This is a genomic window from Pseudomonas glycinae, assembly GCF_001594225.2.
GTDB lineage: Bacteria > Pseudomonadota > Gammaproteobacteria > Pseudomonadales > Pseudomonadaceae > Aquipseudomonas > Aquipseudomonas glycinae.
Genome location: NZ_CP014205.2, coordinates 6039155 through 6057289, shown reverse-complemented (window position 1 = coordinate 6057289; position 18135 = coordinate 6039155). Strand labels below are relative to the sequence as shown.

Below are 18135 nucleotides of genomic sequence, written 5' to 3'. Positions count from 1 at the left end.
TCAGGTCGCCGTTGCTGTGACAGGTGGACGGGAAGGTTTGCGCAACGCCTCCAGGCGCGAGCCGTTGTAGCGGGTTTCGCGGTAGAAGCGCCAGCGACCGAACAGTTTGTAGATGTTCATGATCCGACCCTGTTCGGTATAGCCCATGCGCAGATGCAGCTTGAGCGCCGGGATGTTGTGGAATTCGCAGACGTCCACGACCTTGTCGCAGCCCTGGGCGGCCATGGCTTTCCACAGTTCCAGTTGCAGATCCACCGACAGTTCGGTGCCCCAGTAGGCACGGGTCAGTTCGCCGCCGAATTCGAAGAACTCACCGGGTTTCACCGGGAACAGGCAGCCGTAGTAGTGCCGGTCGAAATAGTCTTGAGCGGTGCCCCAGATGAAGGCCACCGCATGGCCCTGATCGTCCAGGTGCATGTGCCCGGTGTGATGTTCCCGGGCAAGCTCCGCCATGGTGCCGACGCGGTCGCCGAAGTGGCGGGCGAAGGCGCTGACGTTGTCCGGGGTGATCTTCACCACCCGCAGCGGCGGGTAGGGCTTGAGGCTGTGGGGTGGCACCGGACTGACAAGGTCGCGCTCCATCCACAGCAGTTCCTGATGAGAAAAGACGTAGTGTTTCCACACCTTGGCCAAGGTGGCCCGCAGGCCTCTGTGTTTGATGTGATCGCGGATTTTTTGCAGAACATTCATGGTCGTGGCTCCTGATGACGAGTCATCGCGCGGCACAGGCCAGCGCGGCCGGACATCAACGGGGCGGTCACGAGGCGCTCCAGCTCAGGGCAAACAGGGTCTGTCCCGGCAGTTCGAAGCGCACGCGGCCGTCCTGACAGCGAAACGGCGCGTCGCGGCTGCGGTTGTCGGCACCGAAGTAGCGCAGTGCGCCGCCGCTTAGCGGGCATTTGGCGCCCGCCAGATCGACATGCTGCAAACGCGTGCCTTTGTTCACGCCGAGCAGTCCTCGCTGATCGTCGCCGGCCATCGCCAGCACATCGACTTCGAACGCGTCGTTCTCCAGCCACAGCACGTTGTGCAACCAGTGCTGCTGAATGAACTGCTGGGCCAGGCCCACCGGTTTCAACTCGAAGCGGTCATCGCCCAGCACCCGCAACATGCCTTTGGGGTACTGCGGCTCATCGGCGGCCTGGAACCAGTTGAGCATGCTCAGCAAGCCGTCCTGGGAGGCGTTGATCACCACCGAGGCCCACCACAGCGAAGTGAAATGGGTTTCCTGATCGTAGGGGCTCAGGCTCGAGCCGCTTGAGAGGTTGGTCTGGTCCAGCAGCAAGGCTTTGCGTGGTTGACCCTTGGCGTCGAGACCGACCAGGTCCGCCGCCCGACGCACGCTGTCGCGGTACACGCGCGTGGCGAGCAGGTCGCGAATCATCCACTCGTGCCAGGCCAGCGCATCGACCTGATCGGCGGATTCACCGAGCAGGCGCCGGGCCCAGTCGATGCCGCGCTTGTTCGCCGCGTTGTCGGCGAACGGGCCGTTGACCAGCCGTGAACTGGCCGGCATCGCGATGCGCACACCTGCTTTGGCATTGGCCGGATCGCTGCGCACTTGCCGGGCCATGCTGGTGAAGATCGAACGGTATTGCTCGTAACTCGAATAATTCAGGTTGGGCTCGTCGGCAAACCCGATGTAATGCGTGCCTTTGCCGCCCAGCGCACGGGTACTGGCGAGCCAGGCGTCGAGGCCGTTGTTGCTTTGCACGTCGGCGCGCAGATCGGCCTGACGCTGACTGCCGGCGAGCAAGGTGATGTCCTGGCGAATGCCGAAGCGATCCTGATAGACCTGGCGAAACGCATCTTCGAAGTGCGGTTGTCTCGCCGTCACGTCGACGAAACTGTAGTAACTGGCGGCCGTCGGTTTCAGCGCATCGAGCAGCGGATGGCTGGCCGGCGGCGGCATCACGTAGGGCAGGGCGATGCCCAGATCCGGGGTGCGGCCGAGGACTTTGTCGTGCAGGGTCAGGCGCGTCTGGCCGTCGTCTTCACGCAGCGGTTTGAGCTGTTGCGGGCTCTGTGCAAACAGATTGGCCGTGCCGTCGAGCCAGAACGCCGCTTTGCCGCTGCCTTGCAGACGCAGGCGCCAGACCTGTTCGCGTTCGCTGACCGGCAACGCCACCTGATCGAATTGCCAATAGGCGCGATAGGGTTTCAGCGCCAGTGTCAGGGGCTGCCCATCACCGACCCGCTGCGCTTGCAGGGCGCTGACCCCGCCGTGGAACTTGCCCGCCAATATCGCGTGCTCACCCGCGGCGACCTTGAAATACAGCTCATCGCCGTTACGGGTTTCCGCGCTGAAATGCACTTTGGCCGGAGCGAACAGCGCCACGGTGTTTTCGTCGTGCTCGACCCGATAACTGCGGAAGCTGTAGCCGGGGATCTCCAGCTGATAACTCGCGGCGCCCGGCGCCAACGGCCAGCTCTGGCTGCCACGGGTTTCACTGGCCTTGATGAAGCGTTCACCCTGCAATTGGCCGCGGCCGTCGAGCAGGAAGATGTGCTCTTCGTTGGCCTCCGCCTGCCACGCCGGCGCCCAGCGCACGGTCACCGTGTCGGGGCGATCCGCTTGCAGGTACAGACTGCCGTCGCGAATGTCGCCCCAACGCATCGACGCCGCGAAGGCGTCCAGCGACAGGCCGAGACCGAGCAGCAGGGCCAGGCCTTTCATGCTGCCTTCCGACGCTGCAACATCAGCCACATCGGCGTGAGGTCGCTGGGCAGAATGATCAGGGTTTGCCAGAACGCCACGCCGCTCAACCGGCAGTACAACACCAGCATCGCCACGGTCACCGCCAGATAGGCAATCGACGACGCTGCCGCTGCACCGACGATGCCGTAGGCCGGAATCAGCAGCAGGTTCAGCGCAAGATTGAGCAGCGCACCGAGCCCCATCAGCAGCGACACCGTGCCGGGGCGGTTCTTGCCGATCAGGTCCAGGCGCAGGATGCTGGCGTAACACAGACCCAGCAGCCCCGGCAGCAAGGCCAGCAGCGCCGGATACGCCGGTTGGTAGGCGACGCCGAACAGGGTAACGATCAGCCATTCGCCGATCACGGCCATGGTCAGGCAGGCGCCGAGCATCACCGTGGCGGTCAGGCGCAGAGCCAGCGGCGTGACCTTGTCCATGCCTTCGTCCTGTTGCAGCAGGCGTTTCATCAGCGGCGTGGTCACCGCTTCCGGAACGATCAGCAGCAATTCGGCGGCGGCGCTGGCCATCGCGTAATGCCCGAGGGCAGTGCTGCCCAGCAGGGCACCGATGAACAGGTAATCGGAACGCAGGATCACTTGCTGGAACAGCAGATCCGGGTGACTGCGCGCACTGAAACGCAGCAATTCGTTCTGGCTGGCGCGATCCCATTGCAGCTGCAACGGCTGCGCGCGTTTGAGCCACAACCAACCGACCAATACCACCAGACTGATGCCGGCCAGCCAACTGATCAGCGCGGCTTCGAGGGCCGCTTCTTTCCACATCCAGAACAGCGCGAGAAACAGCAACAGCGGCGCCAGGGATTCCACCAGTCGCAAGGCATTGAACGCGACCACGCCGCCGGACGCATTGTGCAAGGTCAGCAGACCACTTTTGAGCACGGTCAACGGCACCGCCAGCAACAACAGCCACGCCAGCAGACCGAGTTGCATGGTCACGTCCAGTTCACTGCCGAACTCGCGCACCAGCGCCACCACCAGCAAGGTCAGCAGACCCGCCAGCAAACAGCCAAACACCAGCACTTGCGCGAGCAACAAGCCCATCGGCCGCTGCTTGGCTGCCTGATAACCCACGGCGGAATTCAATCCGCCGCTGGTGGCGGCGCTGATCAGATCGGGCAGGGTGCTGAGCAGGGCGAACAGGCCCCGTTCGCTGGGGCCGAGAATTCGCGCCAGCAGCACATTCCTCAGCAGGCGCAGGGCGATCATCGCCAGTTTGGTGCCCATGCTCAGCGCCAGGTGCTTGAGGTAACTGCCTCGACTCATGGCCGCGCCCCGCGATAGATCCGCCACGACAGCAGTTGCGGATTGCGCGCTGTGCGCTGGCTGACACCGAAGCGCGGCAGGTTCAGCGGATCGCCGGTACCGCGATAGATGCCACTGCCGGTGCCCAGCGCAAACGGGAAATCGTGATTGGCGATCTGTTCGCGCACCCGCTCGTCGTTGTCGCCGTTGGGGTAGCAATACACCGGCAGCGGACGGTTGCAGCCGTTGAGCATGGCATCGCGGCTGCGGCTGATTTCTTCGCTCAGGCGCACGTCGTCCAGGCCGGTGAGGATCGCGTGACTGGCGCCGTGCGGGCCGAAACGCACCAGACCGGAAGACTCCATCGCCCGCACCTGATGCCAGTCCAGCGCCTGGGGCTGCGACTCTTGCGGGCACTCGTCGGTCAGGCGTTCGAGTATCTTCGGATCGAGCGCCTTGAGGCTTTGCAGATAATGCAACAGGGTCAGACTGCGGCGATCCACATCGATGTCATCCAGCAGCACTGGCAACGGCTGGCCGGCGGCACGCAGGCATTCGATCAGGTGCGTGCGGGCTTTTTCACCATGACTGCCCCACAGGGTTTCGCCGATGCTCTCCCACCAGAAACGCTGCCGGCTGCCGATGAAATCGGTGGAGAGAAAAATGCTCGCCGGCACCTGATGTTTCTGCAGCAGCGGAAAAGCGTTGGCGGCGTTGTCGCGCCAGCCGTCGTCAAAGGTCAGCGCCACCTGCGGACGCTCGGTGCGCAGGGCATTGGGTTGCAGGATCTCCATCAGCGGCACGCAATCGAAATGCTTGCGCAGCCACACCAGCAAGTGTTCGAAGGCCTTGGGCCCGACGCACAGTTCGTTGCGGTGCGGCAGGTCGGCGGCGCGGTCGTTGGAAAGCACCCGGTGCAACATCAGGATCACCCCGGCGCCGTGCAACTGGTTGCGTCCTATGGACGAGTTGAGATAGAGCCAGCCGCTGGTGCGTTTAATCAGTTGTTTGATCGCCATGGCTCTGTCCCTCTCAACGGTTTTGGTCAGGGTTCCATTGGGCATAACGCTGGCCGCGCAGGAACTGCCACAGGCCGATGCTCATGCCCGCCAGTGTCACCAGCAGGAACGCCGCGAGGCGGAACGGCTTGGGCAAGCGGTGCTGCGAATCCAGCAGACCGGCAATCGCAATGGCGTAGCCGAGCAGTTGCGCGATCAGGCTCAGGCGATAGAAACCGTGGTCTTCCCACAGCCAGAAATTGCTCAGCAGCAGCGGCAGCAACAGGATCGGCGCCAGACGGCGGATCAGCTTGTGGCTGATCAACGCAATCGAATACAGCCCATGCTTGAACGGATTCAGCAGTTCACTGCGTTGCGCCAGGCTTTGCAGGCCGCCGACCGTGACCCGCTGGCGCCGGCGGAATTGCTTGTCCGCTTCGTCGACGCCGTGGTCGATCACTTGCGCTTCGGGCACGTAGACGATGCGTTTGAATTTCACTGGCGCGCAGGTGCTGATGAAAAAGTCGTCATTGACCTCGGCCGGCACGTTCTCGAACAGTTCGCGGCGCAGGGCGAGCAGGGCGCCGTCGGCGGAGACCATGCAGCCGGTACGGTTCTCGACCCGGCGCAACCAGCCCTCGTAGTGCCGATAAAGGCTGTCGCCAATGCTCAGTCCGCCGCCGGTGACCGGAATCACCATGTGTCCGGCGCAGGCGCCGACCTGTGGGTCGCTCAGGGGCGCCAGCAGGTAGCCGAGGGTTTCCCGCGACCATTGGTTGTCAGCGTCGGTGAACACCAGAATGTCGCCCGTGGCCAGCGCCGCGCCGGCATTCAGGGTGGCGGCCTTGCCCTGGCGAGGCAGGTCGAGCACGGTGATTCGCGGGTCGACGACCTTGTGTGCGCAGGCCACGGTGGCGTCGGTGGAACCGTCGCTGGCCAGAATGATTTGCAGGGTCGCCGGCTGATAATCCTGGGACAGCAGCGAGCGCAGCTTGTGTTCGATGTGCCGTGCTTCATTGTGGGCGGCAATGACGATGCTGACGTTCAGCGGCGGTGCCGGGCTGTGGCGCCACGCCGGAAACAGTGGCGCCAGCAGCGTCAGCAGCAGTGGATAGCCGACATAGGCGTACGCCGGCAGCAGCAGGCACATCCAGAAAATGAATTCAGCCACGGGCAGGCCTCCTGGCGTTCCAATGACACAGACTGAGAATGAACGCCGCGCCCGCCAGGTGCAGGCGCACCCAGTGCAGGCCCCACAGTTGCAGGGTCAGGCAGACGTTGCGGTGCTTGGCGCTCTGACGCACGCTGAGCACCAGCCCCGGCACCAGCGTGAGCATCACCATGATCGCGGCGTGATGGGGGAAACCGTCGAGCAGGGCGGAAATCGCCAGGAAATCGAGAATCCAGACGAAGATCGACAGCATCGGAAACCGCAACAGGCGCAGGCTGAAACCATGGCTGCGTAGCAGTTGCAGGTGACTGCCCTGGCGCCACAGTTCCTTGCCCATCCACTCGCGCCAGTTCATTTCGTAACCCCAGTGCAGGGCCACACTTTCATTGATCGACAGCAGCCGCGCGCCGTGCTCGCGCAGGCGCAGGGTGAATTCCTTGTCTTCGCCGGTGCGCAGGGTTTCGTTGAAACCGCCGACCTTGTCGAACCAGCGCCGGCGCATCAGCAGGTTGGCGCTGGGCAGCCAGTCGACGACATGGCTGGTGTGGGTGGTCGGGCGCAAGGTCCGGCGCTGCCAGGCAGCGGCGTACCACGGCGCGGCGGCGGGGGTGTGCAGATCGAGACCGAAGACATCGGCCTGGCCGCTGGCTTCGATGTCGAACAATGGACGCAACCAGTCTTCCGGCATTTCGATGTCGGCATCGATGAACGCCAGCCATTCCCCGGTGGCAATGGCTGTGCCGCGATTGCGCAGCGCACCGATCAGCAGGCCTGGCATCACCAGCACATGGGCGCCGAACTGCCGGGCAATCTGCGGTCCTTCGTCACTCGATCCGTTGTCCACTACGATCAGTTCACACTCGACATCCGCCGCGTGCGCCGCTTTTTGCGCGGCCAGCAAGGTGCGGCCAATGTGCCGGGCCTCGTTGTACATCGGGATGACGATACTGATCCGGCTCATGCTTTAGCCTCCGTCATCGGCGCCTGCTCGGCTTTCAGGCGCAAGACGCTGGTCATGGCGAGCATGATCCACAGGTATTTCTGGTTCGGCGCGCTGAGGAACATCAGAAACAGCGTCAGTGACAGAAAACTCACCCCCAGGTGGGTCATCAGATCTGCCTGTTGCCAGTTGCGCCGCAGCATCCATTCCTTGCGTGCGCGCATCAGGTTGTACAGGCCCAGCGCGAGCATGCCGACGAACATAAGGCCGGCAGGAACCCCCAGCTCACTGAAGATTTCCAGGTAGGTGTTATGCGCCCGGCGATACAGGTCGCCGATCTTGCGGTTGGCGGAAAACGCTTTGGCGTAACCGGTGGTGGCGTAGTGCAGCGGGAAGGTGCCGGGGCCGGAGCCGAGCAGCGGGTTCTCGCGGATCATCTGGCCGCCGACCACGATGTATGAGGCACGGCGACCGAGGGATTCGTCGTTGTGCCCCTTGGCGCCGGCGCTCAACACGCTGAGGGACTGGATACGCGCGATGTAACCGGCAGGCATCGCATAGATCGCCAGCGGAATCACGATCGCCGCGCCGAGCATGGCAAAGCCGAGGTGACGTGGACGAATCCGCGCCAGTTGAGCGCGGTAGTGCCAGCAACCGATCACCAGACTCAAGGCCAGCACCACCAGCCCGGAACGCGATTCGGTCTTGGTCATGCCGCCGAGCAACAGCAGGCAGCAACCGCCCCAGAACAGCCGATGCAAGAGGTTCGGGCTGCGGATCACCAGCAGCAGCCCCAGCGGAATGGCGAACGCGATGAGCAGGGCGAAAGCGTTGGGGTCTTCGAGCAGGCCGGCGGCGCGGCCCTGATCCTGGAATTTGGTGGAGAACATGGCCATGGCGCAGGTCGTGCTGACGGCCAGGGTCACCAGCCGGGCGAACAGGTCGAGGTTCAGCTCGCGGCCGATCAGCAGGGTGATGACGAACAGAATCAGGCCGACGCTGATTTCCCGCAGATGACCGAGCGACATGCCCATATCGTCAGTGTTGAGCAGGCTGAGAAAGTACAGGGTCATGAAGGCGATCAGAAAGCGCCAGATATTGCTGCGCAGGCGATCCGAGGGAATCTGGTGCATCGCCAGTTGCAGCATCAGGATCAGGGCCAGCGAAGCACCGATCAGTTTGCTGCCGGACAGCGAACTGTCCTTGAAGAAACCCTCGAACGGTACCAAGGCGGCAATGCCGAGCAGGCCCCAGGTCGGTTTGCGGTACAACACCGCGAACCCCACCAGACCGAGCACTGCACCCGGCGCGAGGTAGGGCCAGGGACTGGCCAGCAGAGCAATGCAGGCCAGACCCAACAGACTGACGATCGAGAGCGGGAAAATCATGCGCGTGCCTCCCGTGCCGTGCGGATGTACAGCTGCGACCAGCGTTCGGCGAGGGCCTTGAGGTCGTAGCGGTCCTGTTGCGTGCGTTTTGCGTTATCGCGCAGTTGCCGTGCCAGTCCGGGCTCGGACAGCAAGGTGTCGAGCTGACGGGCGAGGGCGGCGCTGTCGGTGGGGGCGGCGAGCAAGCCGTTGTGGCGGTGCTCCAGCACATCGGGAATTCCGCCGACGCCGAATGCCACCACCGGCACCCCGGCCTGCATCGCTTCCAGCAGAATCATCGGCGTGCCCTCGGTGCGCGAGCTGATCACCAGTGCATCGAGTTGCTGCCACCAGTGACGCATGTCGGTCTGGTAACCCGGCAACCGGATGCGCCGCTGCAAACCGGCGGCGTCGATCCGCGCCTGCAAGTCTTCGCGTTCCGGGCCGTCGCCGAGCATCACCGCGTCGAGTTGCGAGTGCTGATGACACAGCGGGATCAGTGCGTCGAGAAACAGATCCGGGCCTTTCTCACTGCTCAAGCGTCCGACGTAACCGGCGAGCCAGCGGGGTCCTGGCGCGTCGCAAGGAAAGGCGGCCGCCGCCGGCAATCCGTTGGGGATCACTTGCAACTTTTCCGCACGCACGCTGGCCTGACGGTGCAGCACCGCGATGCTTTCGGCGACGCACACCACCCGATCCACCGACGCGGTGCGGCACAGTTGCAGGCTCAGCCAGGTGTAGAACTTTTGCTTGCGGCTGCGCGGGGTGAAGCCGTGTTGGGTGATCACCAGCGGCAGGCGCAACAGCGTGGCGCCGACCCAGCCGAACAACAGGCCCTTGAAATTGTGAGTGTTGATCAACGGACGTTCACCGCGCCGCTGACGCAAGTGCCGCAGCAGGGCAGCCAGCCCTGCGCAGCCTTGTGCGTCGACACCGGCCTCGCGAAAGCGCGCGATCAGTTCCGGCGGCGCATCGAGGAACAGCACCTGGTGCTGCCCCGGCGTCGCCAGGCAATGATCGAGCAACATCCGCTCGGCCCCGTAGAAGCCACCGCTGCTGAGCAAATGCATGATCGGCAGGGCGGCGTTCGGGGCGGACGGCGTGTTCAATTGCGCACCCAGTGCACAAAGCTCGGCACGGTCCAGTTCTTGTGCGGGTTGCTCGGCTGCGCGTTCTGGTCGTTGATCACCAGCAGCACCGGCAGGCCCAGCTCGTGGCTGATTTGCGCCGGGTGTTTGAAGCGGTGGTCGAAGAACTCACGCACGTAGACCAGTGCAATCGCCAGCAGCAGACCGGTGAACAACCCGAACGGAATGATCAGCATCGGTTTGGGGAACGCCGCTTCGGTCGGCTCGAACGGCGGGCTCAACACCCGGGCGTTGGACAGGTCATCGCTCAGCGAGCGGGTGGTGCTGCTTTCAGCAAAACGCTGGGCGTAGGTCGAGAACGCGGCGTGCAGGGCATCGATTTCGGTGTCCATCTGCCGCAGCTTGCTCTGGGTTTGCTGCAGCTCGTGGATGCGGTTCTTGAACTCGGCGATGCGCGCGGTTTTCTGATCGATCACCTGCTGAACCACCGCCAGATCGTTGGTGCGTTCCTGGATACGGTTGCTCACCACCTTGAGGAACTGCTGGCGGGTGCGGGCAATCTGCTCGCGGGTCAGCAACATCGGTTCGCTGCCGGGCTGGAACACTGCCAGATCGTTCATGTAGCGGCTGACCTGGGTGGTCAGTTGCTCGCCCATCTGTTTGATTTCCCGATCCTCGAACGCCACGTTGTCGACGGTGGTGGTGAAGGTGTAGGGGAAGGTGTAGTCGTTGAGTTTGCTGTTACTGGCGGCGGCCAGCGCGGTCTTGAGGTATTCGAGCCAGCGCTGGCTCTGCAGCAGGCGGTCGCGGTACAGGTTCAGCGCCTGCTCTTCGGTGTTGATCGCGTTGAGGCGGAAGGTGATTTCCTCCTTCGGATCCGACGCGCCGACGCTTTCCAGCAGCGCCTGACGATTGCCTTCCAGTCCATCGAGGCGCACCTGATAGAGATGCTTCTTGGTTTCGTAGAAGGACTGCGGCAGATCGATCGATTGCAGCGCCTGACGGCTCACCAGGTAGTTCTGCAACAGGGCAGCGACGAAAGTCGTGCCTTGATGCGGGTCGGGGAAGCTGTAGACGATCGAGATCACGTTGGAGCCAGGCAGGGTTTCGATCTTCAGGCTGTCGATGGCTTGCTGGGTCAGGGCATCCAGCACAGTGTCGCGCACCGGATCGGTCTCAAGCCCCAGGGCGTTACGCACCGGGTTGATCACGTACTGGCGCAGCGGCGAGCTGATGTAACGCTTGAACGGCTCGCTCACCAGTTTGTTGAACATCCCGGGCGACGGGGTGTATTCGCCCTTGTCACGCAGTTCGCTGATGGTCTGACGGATCAGCGCCGGCGAACGCAGGATGTTGCTCTCGGTTTCCATGTCCGCCAGCGATGGCGGGATGAAGGTGGCGTTGTCCACAGTCAGCGACGTGGTGGCGTCGCCCTGCGACAGTTTTTTCGACTGCACGATCACCTGAGCGGTGATATCGAAGCTCTGTTTGAGCAGCAGCGGCAGCACCAGCGCGATCACTGCGAAGATCAGGAACACTCGTTTCACCAACTGCTTGTTGGCGAAGAAGATCCTGAAGAACTCATGCAGGTAGTTTTCCTTTGGATTCATGATCGGTCACCTGAGAGTCAGTTGTTGTTGCTGTCTTTGTTGTCGACGCGATAGCCGAAGCTGAAGCCCACGCCCTGGAACAGCACCACGTCGGCCAGTTGCCGGGCGAGTTCGCCGGCGCTGGCCAGTTTGGTTTTCGGCACGTACAGCATGTCGTCCGGTTGCAGGTAGGCGATCTGCGGCGCCTCGCCCGACAATGCTTTCTCGACGTCGTAGCGCACGGCCTGCACCTGATTGCCATTGCGGCGCATGATCACCACCGAATCCAGCCGTGCCTTGACGTTGGTGCCGCGCGCCAGGGTCAGCGCCTCCAGCACCGACACCGGCCGGCGGATCGGGTAGGAACCCGGCTGGCCGACCTCGCCCAGCACATAGATTTCATTGCCGGCGGTGGACTTGAGCAGCACGTCCACGGTCATGCGGCCCGGCAGTTGCGCGTACTTCTTGTTGAGGAACGCTTCGAGCTGGTTGACGGTCATGCCTTGCAGTGGCACGGCGCCGATTTCCGGGAAGCTGGCGTAGCCGTCGGTGCCGACGGTGATCTCGCGGCTCATGCCGGTGGCCGGGTGGTTGAGGGCGCTTTTCAGGTTCTGTTCGTTGGTCAGCGGGCTGATGATCTGCACCGTCAACTGATTGCGGTTGGGCTGGAACAGCTGCTTGCGCTGGTAGGCGCGCTGGATTTCCTGGCGCGCTTCTTCGCTGGTCAGCCCGGCGATTTTCACCGACGTGTTGGCGCCTGGCAGTTCGATGGTGCCGTCCGGCAGCACCAACTGGTTGCCATTGAGCTGGCTGGCGGCGGTGAAGTTCAGGCCGATCTGGTCACCCGACTGCACGCGGTAAGCGTCCGAGCCGCTGGTGCTGATGTGGAAGATCACGTCCAGCACATCCTGCGGGCGCAGGGTCTGCTCGACCTTCGGCATGTCGGTGGCCTGGGCGTTGGCCGGCGTGGCGGTGAGAATGTTCACCGGCATGTTCTGGGTTTCGGAGGTGCTCGAGCAGCCTGCAAGCGGCAGCATCAGCAGCACAAGAATCCTGGCGTTCATGGCGTCATCCTTTGCGGTTGCTTACAGGTTTTTGTAGAGCCATTTAGGCATGTAGTACTTGCGTCGGTTGAACACGCTGCCGACCACTTTGGCCCCGGCCTGGGTCAACCGTTGCACGGCTGCCTGGGCAACTTCCCAGCGGGTGTCTTCGGCACGTACCACGAACACCACACCGTCGACCTGGGTGCTGATGACCAGCGTGTCGGCGGCCGAATACACCGCGTCGCCATCGATCACCACAAAGCGGTACTGAGCGCCCAGTTGATCCAGCAGCGGGCTCAGACGCTCGGCAGTCAGGTGTTCAGTAGTGCGGATCGGCCGGCCATTGGGCAGCACATGAAACGGCAGGCTCGACACCTGCACCACGCAGTCCTGCAGCAGCGGCGGGTTGTCCGGGTTGAACAGCAGGTCGCGCAGGCCGCGCTCCTTGCTCAGGTTCAGTTGCTGGGTCAGGTTGCTCGCCGACTGGCTGGCGTCGACGTACAGCACCTGGCCGCTGCTCATCTGCGCCAGTTGACTGGCCAGCGCCAGGGCGCTGGTGGTGGTGCCGGCGCCGGGGTTGGCGGCGGTCAGGAACAGGATCCGCAGATCCAGGTCCAGCACGGTTGAAGTCAGGTTCGACTCGCTGGGGCTGGCAATGCTGAGGCTTTTGTTGGTTGAACCGTCCATTAGCTTGCTCCGTGGCCGCTGAATACTTTGAAGGGGGTTTTCAACAGAATCTTCAGATCAAGCAGAAGGCTCTGCTCGGCGATGTAGCTGAGGTCCAACTCAACGCGCTGGTCGAAGTCGATATTGCTGCGTCCGGAGATCTGCCACAGACCGGTCATGCCGGGGTAGATCGCCAGACGTGCGAGGTGACTGTCCTTGTAGCGATAGGCGTTGAACGAGGTCGGGCGAGGGCCGACCAGGCGCATGTCGCCGGTCACCACGTTGATCAGGTTGGGCAGTTCATCGAGGCTGGTGCGCCGCAAAAAACCGCCGATCCCGGTGATGCGCGGGTCCTGGTCGATCTTGAAGTCGATGGCGTCGGCACCGTGCTTGTTCAGGTGGCGCAGTGACTCCTTGAGCTCTTCGGCGTTGGCGACCATGGTCCGGAACTTGTACATGCCAAATTTGCGCCCGCGATAACCGGTGCGTTTTTGCACGAACATCACCGGGCCCTTGCTGGTGAATTTGATGGCCAGCGCCAGACCGATCAGCAGCGGCGAAATCATCAGCAAAATCATCAGTGCGCCGAGACAGGCGACCACCCGATTGGTGCGCGACAGCTGCCATGGGCGACCGCCGTCGCGACCGGTCATCCAGCCCTGGCCCTGGCGGTGGATGGCCGCGTCCAGGCGCATTCGCTGTTCCGGATCCATGCGTTTATCACGGACCAATTGTTGCATCGGTACACCTTTCTCATGTCCAGTCATGGAGTCCTCCGCTGATGTTCAGCCGCGAGCGGCGCGTGGGCGATAGGCAGTGGGGTAGTAATCGCGGAACCAGGCGATGAACCGCCGAAGTCCCTCATCCAGCTCTATCCGGGGCTGGAACCCGGTGGCCTGGGCCAGATCGCTGGCCTCGGCGCAGGTATTGAGTACGTCGCCCGGTTGCAGCGGCAGCAGCTCGACCACGGCTTTCTGACCGAGGTGTTTTTCCAGTAGGGCGAGGTAGGTTTTCAGCGCCACCGGGTGCTGGCCGCCGATGTTGAACAAGCGCCACGGCGCCATGCTGCTGGCCGGGTCGGGTTGCTCGCGGTTCCACTCGGGATTGGCCCGGGGCGCACGCTCGATCAGGCGTGCGATGCTTTCGATGATGTCGTCGATGTAGGTGAAATCGCGCTGATGCTCGCCGTAGTTGAACAGCTTCAATGGCGAGCCTTCGCTGATCGCCTTGGCGAACTGGATCGGCGACATGTCCGGCCGGCCCCAGGGCCCGTACACCGTGAAAAACCGCAGCCCGGTGCAGGCAATGCCGAACAGGTGGCTGTAGCTGTGCGCCATCAATTCATTGGCTTTCTTGGTCGCGGCGTACAGTGACAGCGGGTGATTGACGCCGTCCTGTACCGAGTAGGGCGTGCGCTGATTGGCGCCGTACACCGAACTGGACGAGGCATAGACCAGGTGCTCGACCGGGTGCCGGCGGCAGCACTCCAGAATGTTCAGGAAACCGTCGAGATTGCTGTCCAGATAGGCCCGTGGATTTTCCAGCGAATAGCGCACCCCGGCCTGCGCCGCGAGGTGCACCACCACTTGCGGCCGTTCACTGCTGAACAGTGCTTCAAGCGCCGACGCGTCTGCCAGATCAATCGTGGCGAACGGGAAGTCCCCGACCTGTCCGCGCACCCAGTCCACCCGATCGTGCTTGAGCTGCGGATCGTAGTAACCGTTGAAATTGTCCAGGCCGATCACCTGATGCCCGTCGCGCACCAGCCGCAGTACGCAATGAGCACCAATGAACCCGGCCGCACCGGTGACGAGGATTTTCATGGCCGCAACCCGTCGGGCGCGATGTGGCGCAGGCCGATACCGCTGTAGTGCAGGCCGGCGGCCGCCACTTGTTCCGGGTTGTAGAGGTTGCGGCCGTCGATGATGACTTTCGAGCGCAGCTTGCTGGCCAGCAGCTCGAAATCCACCACGCGGAAATTCTTCCACTCGGTGCAAATCACCAGGGCGTCGGCATCCTCCAGGGTGTCGTCGCGGGTGGCGCACAGGTGCAGGTCATTGCGGTAACCGTAAAGGCGACGGCACTCGGACATCGCTTCCGGATCATAGGCCTGCACGCTGGCGCCTTCGGCCCACAGCGCTTCCATCAGGTAACGACTCGGGGCTTCACGCATGTCATCGGTGTTCGGCTTGAACGCCAAACCCCAGATCGCGATGGACTTGCCGGCCAGGCCTTGAGGAAATTGCGCCCTGAGTTTGCTGAACAGGATGTGCCGTTGCGCGTCGTTGACGTCGGTGACGCTGCGCAGCAGTTTCAGCGGCATGCCGTTGTGTTCGGCGGTGTGCAGCAGGGCGCGCAGGTCCTTGGGAAAGCACGAGCCACCGAAGCCGCAGCCCGGGTAGATGAAGTGATAGCCGATGCGCGGATCGGAGCCGATGCCCTTGCGCACCGCTTCGATGTCGGCGCCGAGCAGTTCGGTGAGGTTGGCCAGTTCGTTCATGAAACTGATGCGGGTGGCGAGCATCGCGTTGGCCGCGTACTTGGTCAGCTCGGCGCTGCGGTTGTCCATGAACATCAGTTTTTCGTGGTTGCGGCAGAACGGCGCGTACAGCTCGCTCATCTGTTCGCGGGCCAGTTCATCGCGGGTGCCGACGATGATCCGGTCCGGGCGCATGCAGTCGGCGAGGGCGCTGCCTTCCTTGAGAAATTCCGGGTTGGACACTACTCGCACCGCCAGACCATTTTTGCCGCGCCGCTGCAGTTCTTCTTCAGCGGTGTGCAGCACCTGATCCGCCGTGCCGACCGGCACCGTGGATTTGATGATCAGCGTCCGATCGTCTTCCATGAAACTGGCGATCTGCCGCGCCACGTTGAGCACATGGCTGAGGTCGGCGGAGCCGTCTTCGTCGGCCGGCGTGCCCACGGCGATGAAGATCAGCCCGGCACGTTCCACCGCATCGCTGGCCTGGGTGCTGAACAACAAACGCCCGGCCTTGATATTTTCTTCCAAAGTTGCCGAAAGACCCGGCTCGCTAATAGGCGGTACTGCCTGTTGCAGTTGTTTAATCTTGTTCGGGTCAATATCAACGCACAATACGCGATGTCCAACATCGGCAAGTGCGGCTGCTTGTATCAGGCCAACATAGCCCGTACCAAATACGCTCACGTCCATATTGGCGTGCCTCGTAAGACGGTGATGGAAGATCGAAAATGGAACTGTCAAAAGGGGTATAGCGCAGCGTGGGGAAAGCGTGTCAGCAAAATGACATGTTGCAGGGGTATAACACCCCCATTTTTGGGGGCGAAAGGCCATCAAGTGCTTGCTGTAGATGGATTTGTCCCGTTCTTGACGGGTTTTTCACATTCCGAAGAAAACGATAAACGGTCGTAGGCCGCGAAATTCAAGGGTTTTAACGACTTGGGTGTGTCAGATTTGAGTCAACAGTTTTTTGACGCTTTTTGATAATGTCCGACATTTCTTGCGCTTTAATGGCCCGGTGCTAGTGTCAGGTTTTGACCGACAAACCCTTGACAATGCCTCGTCGGACACACCCGGAATCGCCATGTTTCGATATCTGAAAGAACTGCTTTTAATTATTTATCTATTGCTTTATTCAGAATATTACCTTGACCGCTTAAGTGCGATGGGTATTGGTCTGGCAGTACTTCTTTTTGGCGCGATGTTTTTGACGCTGACTTTCGCATTATTACTAACCGCCTATATACGTCAGACTTTCATTCGGCATTTGTTCGCATTAACCCTGTTTGTTTCGGCGGTGTTCTTCGATGTTTATACGAGGGTGACCGCCGATTACCTGACCTATAGCAGTTTTGTCTCGCTGGTTTACTCCGGCGGCTTCATTCAGGAAGCGGCGTATCAGTATCGGGGGGCGATCATTCATGGGCTGCTCAACGGCCTGCTGCTGTTGTTCGGGATTGGCCTGAAGCCACGACACGCGGTCCCGGTGCCCAATGCCTTGCGGATCGCTGCGCCGTTGTGCGGTGTGTTGCTGCTCAGCGCCGTGTTGTTCGTGCGCGCCGGCGAGGGTGCTCGCGGGTTGCCGATCATGTACACGCCGCTGGCCTATCTGAACCTGTTCGGCTACGAAGCGCTGCACAACACCGTCGGCCCGCGTGAGCCGGTGACTCTGGCGCGCAATGGCCCGGCGGTTGGTCACGACATCGTGCTGATCATCGACGAAAGCATTTCCGGCAATTACCTGGACATCAACGCGCCATTCGGTGTGCACAGCAACCTCAAGCAGGTCCGTCCGGGCGTGCAGATCTTCAATTACGGTTACGCGGCGTCCATCGCCAATTGCAGCGCCGACACCAACATCACCCTGCGTTACGGCGGCACCCGCGCCGACTACATGCGCATCAACAGCACGCTGCCGTCGATCTGGCAGTACGCGAAAAAGGCCGGCCTGCGCACGGTCTACATCGACGCTCAGCGCACCGGGGGCAATCTGCAGAACCTGATGAACGATGCGGAAAAAAAGGACATCGACGAATTCGTGCAATTCGACCAGACCAGCGTGCGCGACCGCGACATGGCTGCCGCCGCCAAGCTGATCGAACTGCTCAACGACGGCAAGCCGGAGCTGGTGCTGATCAACAAGGTCGGCGCGCATTTCCCGGTGCACGACAAATACCCCGACGCCTTCATGGCCTACCGCCCGACCTTGCCGCGCGGGCAGTTCACGGAAGTCGCCGACACCGGCGAGCGCACCGGCTTCAACGGCCAGCCGGATGACTGGCTGCTGTATCGCAATGCCTACAAGAACACCGTGCTGTGGAATGTCGGCGAGTTCTTCGCGCGGGTGTTTGCCCAGGCCAATCTGAACAACGCGCTGCTGATCTACACCTCGGATCACGGCCAGGATCTGCACGAACGCGGTAATCCGGGACTGAACACCCACTGCGGCGGCGATCCGGTGGAAGAAGAAGGGCTGGTGCCGCTGGTGGTGATTCAGGGCGAGCAGTTGCAGACGCTCGACTGGTCAGCGCAACTGGCGGTGAACAAGGATCGCTCCAGTCACTACAACATTTTTCCGACCCTGTTGCAGTTGATGGGCTACGACCTGCCGGGAATCGAAGCGGTGTACGGCAAACCGCTGAGCGTGGCGACGGCGGATGCATTCACCTTCAACTACCGCTTCAACGCGCGGCTGGGGGCCAGACCCGAGTGGAAACACATCGACCTGAACAGCATCGTGACGCCGGGTGAAGCGTCGACGAGTGTGGCGGTGGGTCAGTAACGCGCCGGTATCCGCTATCCTTGGCCGACACGGATCGATCGGATGGCGG

At 62.3% G+C, this 18135-nt stretch carries 15 protein-coding genes; 1 reads left to right on the top strand and 14 read right to left on the bottom strand.

Features of this window, described 5'->3' with window-relative positions; genetic code table 11:
* From AWU82_RS27715 to AWU82_RS27650, 14 genes are all read right to left on the bottom strand, one after another.
* The gene (locus AWU82_RS27715) at positions 1-690 is read right to left on the bottom strand and encodes a GNAT family N-acetyltransferase (protein WP_064378929.1); all 690 of its coding nucleotides are present in this window, start codon (positions 688-690) and stop codon (positions 1-3) included.
* A 67-nt stretch (positions 691-757) separates the two neighbouring features.
* Positions 758-2677 carry a hypothetical protein gene (locus tag AWU82_RS27710; RefSeq protein WP_064378930.1) on the bottom strand — a complete coding sequence of 640 codons (1920 nt, stop codon included), beginning with the start codon at positions 2675-2677 and terminating at the stop codon, positions 758-760.
* Positions 2674-3981 carry a lipopolysaccharide biosynthesis protein gene (locus AWU82_RS27705; protein ID WP_064378931.1) on the bottom strand — a complete coding sequence of 436 codons (1308 nt, stop codon included), beginning with the start codon at positions 3979-3981 and terminating at the stop codon, positions 2674-2676. Before AWU82_RS27705 ends, AWU82_RS27710 begins: the two co-directional genes overlap by 4 nt.
* Positions 3978-4979 (bottom strand): polysaccharide deacetylase family protein, encoded by a 1002-nt coding sequence (locus AWU82_RS27700; RefSeq protein ID WP_064378932.1) that lies wholly within the window; start codon positions 4977-4979, stop codon positions 3978-3980. Before AWU82_RS27700 ends, AWU82_RS27705 begins: the two co-directional genes overlap by 4 nt.
* Before the next feature lie 13 nt (positions 4980-4992).
* Positions 4993-6129 carry a glycosyltransferase gene (locus tag AWU82_RS27695; protein ID WP_064378933.1) on the bottom strand — a complete coding sequence of 379 codons (1137 nt, stop codon included), beginning with the start codon at positions 6127-6129 and terminating at the stop codon, positions 4993-4995.
* Positions 6122-7090 carry a glycosyltransferase gene (locus AWU82_RS27690; RefSeq protein ID WP_064378934.1) on the bottom strand — a complete coding sequence of 323 codons (969 nt, stop codon included), beginning with the start codon at positions 7088-7090 and terminating at the stop codon, positions 6122-6124. The genes AWU82_RS27695 and AWU82_RS27690 overlap by 8 nt, the downstream gene beginning before the upstream one ends.
* The gene (locus AWU82_RS27685; protein WP_064378935.1) at positions 7087-8457 is read right to left on the bottom strand and encodes an O-antigen ligase family protein; all 1371 of its coding nucleotides are present in this window, start codon (positions 8455-8457) and stop codon (positions 7087-7089) included. The genes AWU82_RS27690 and AWU82_RS27685 overlap by 4 nt, the downstream gene beginning before the upstream one ends.
* The gene (locus AWU82_RS27680; protein ID WP_371915556.1) at positions 8454-9506 is read right to left on the bottom strand and encodes a glycosyltransferase family 4 protein; all 1053 of its coding nucleotides are present in this window, start codon (positions 9504-9506) and stop codon (positions 8454-8456) included. The genes AWU82_RS27685 and AWU82_RS27680 overlap by 4 nt, the downstream gene beginning before the upstream one ends.
* Before the next feature lie 35 nt (positions 9507-9541).
* Positions 9542-11134 carry a GumC family protein gene (locus AWU82_RS27675; protein WP_064378937.1) on the bottom strand — a complete coding sequence of 531 codons (1593 nt, stop codon included), beginning with the start codon at positions 11132-11134 and terminating at the stop codon, positions 9542-9544.
* Positions 11135-11151: 17 nt separating this feature from the next.
* On the bottom strand, positions 11152-12177 hold the full coding sequence (locus tag AWU82_RS27670) for a polysaccharide biosynthesis/export family protein (protein WP_064378938.1): 1026 nt from the start codon (positions 12175-12177) through the stop codon (positions 11152-11154).
* A 21-nt stretch (positions 12178-12198) separates the two neighbouring features.
* On the bottom strand, positions 12199-12846 hold the full coding sequence (locus AWU82_RS27665) for a CpsD/CapB family tyrosine-protein kinase (RefSeq protein ID WP_011333467.1): 648 nt from the start codon (positions 12844-12846) through the stop codon (positions 12199-12201).
* The gene (locus AWU82_RS27660; RefSeq protein WP_064378939.1) at positions 12846-13592 is read right to left on the bottom strand and encodes a sugar transferase; all 747 of its coding nucleotides are present in this window, start codon (positions 13590-13592) and stop codon (positions 12846-12848) included. The genes AWU82_RS27665 and AWU82_RS27660 overlap by 1 nt, the downstream gene beginning before the upstream one ends.
* A gap of 18 nt (positions 13593-13610) precedes the next feature.
* The gene (locus AWU82_RS27655; protein ID WP_064378940.1) at positions 13611-14648 is read right to left on the bottom strand and encodes an NAD-dependent epimerase; all 1038 of its coding nucleotides are present in this window, start codon (positions 14646-14648) and stop codon (positions 13611-13613) included.
* On the bottom strand, positions 14645-15997 hold the full coding sequence (locus AWU82_RS27650) for a UDP-glucose dehydrogenase family protein (protein WP_064378941.1): 1353 nt from the start codon (positions 15995-15997) through the stop codon (positions 14645-14647). Before AWU82_RS27650 ends, AWU82_RS27655 begins: the two co-directional genes overlap by 4 nt.
* Positions 15998-16388: 391 nt before the next feature.
* Here AWU82_RS27650 and AWU82_RS27645 point away from each other — a divergent pair, with 391 nt between their 5' ends.
* Positions 16389-18086, top strand: coding sequence for a sulfatase-like hydrolase/transferase (locus tag AWU82_RS27645; protein ID WP_064378942.1), 1698 nt, complete (start codon positions 16389-16391; stop codon positions 18084-18086).
* Positions 18087-18135 lie beyond the last annotated feature (49 nt).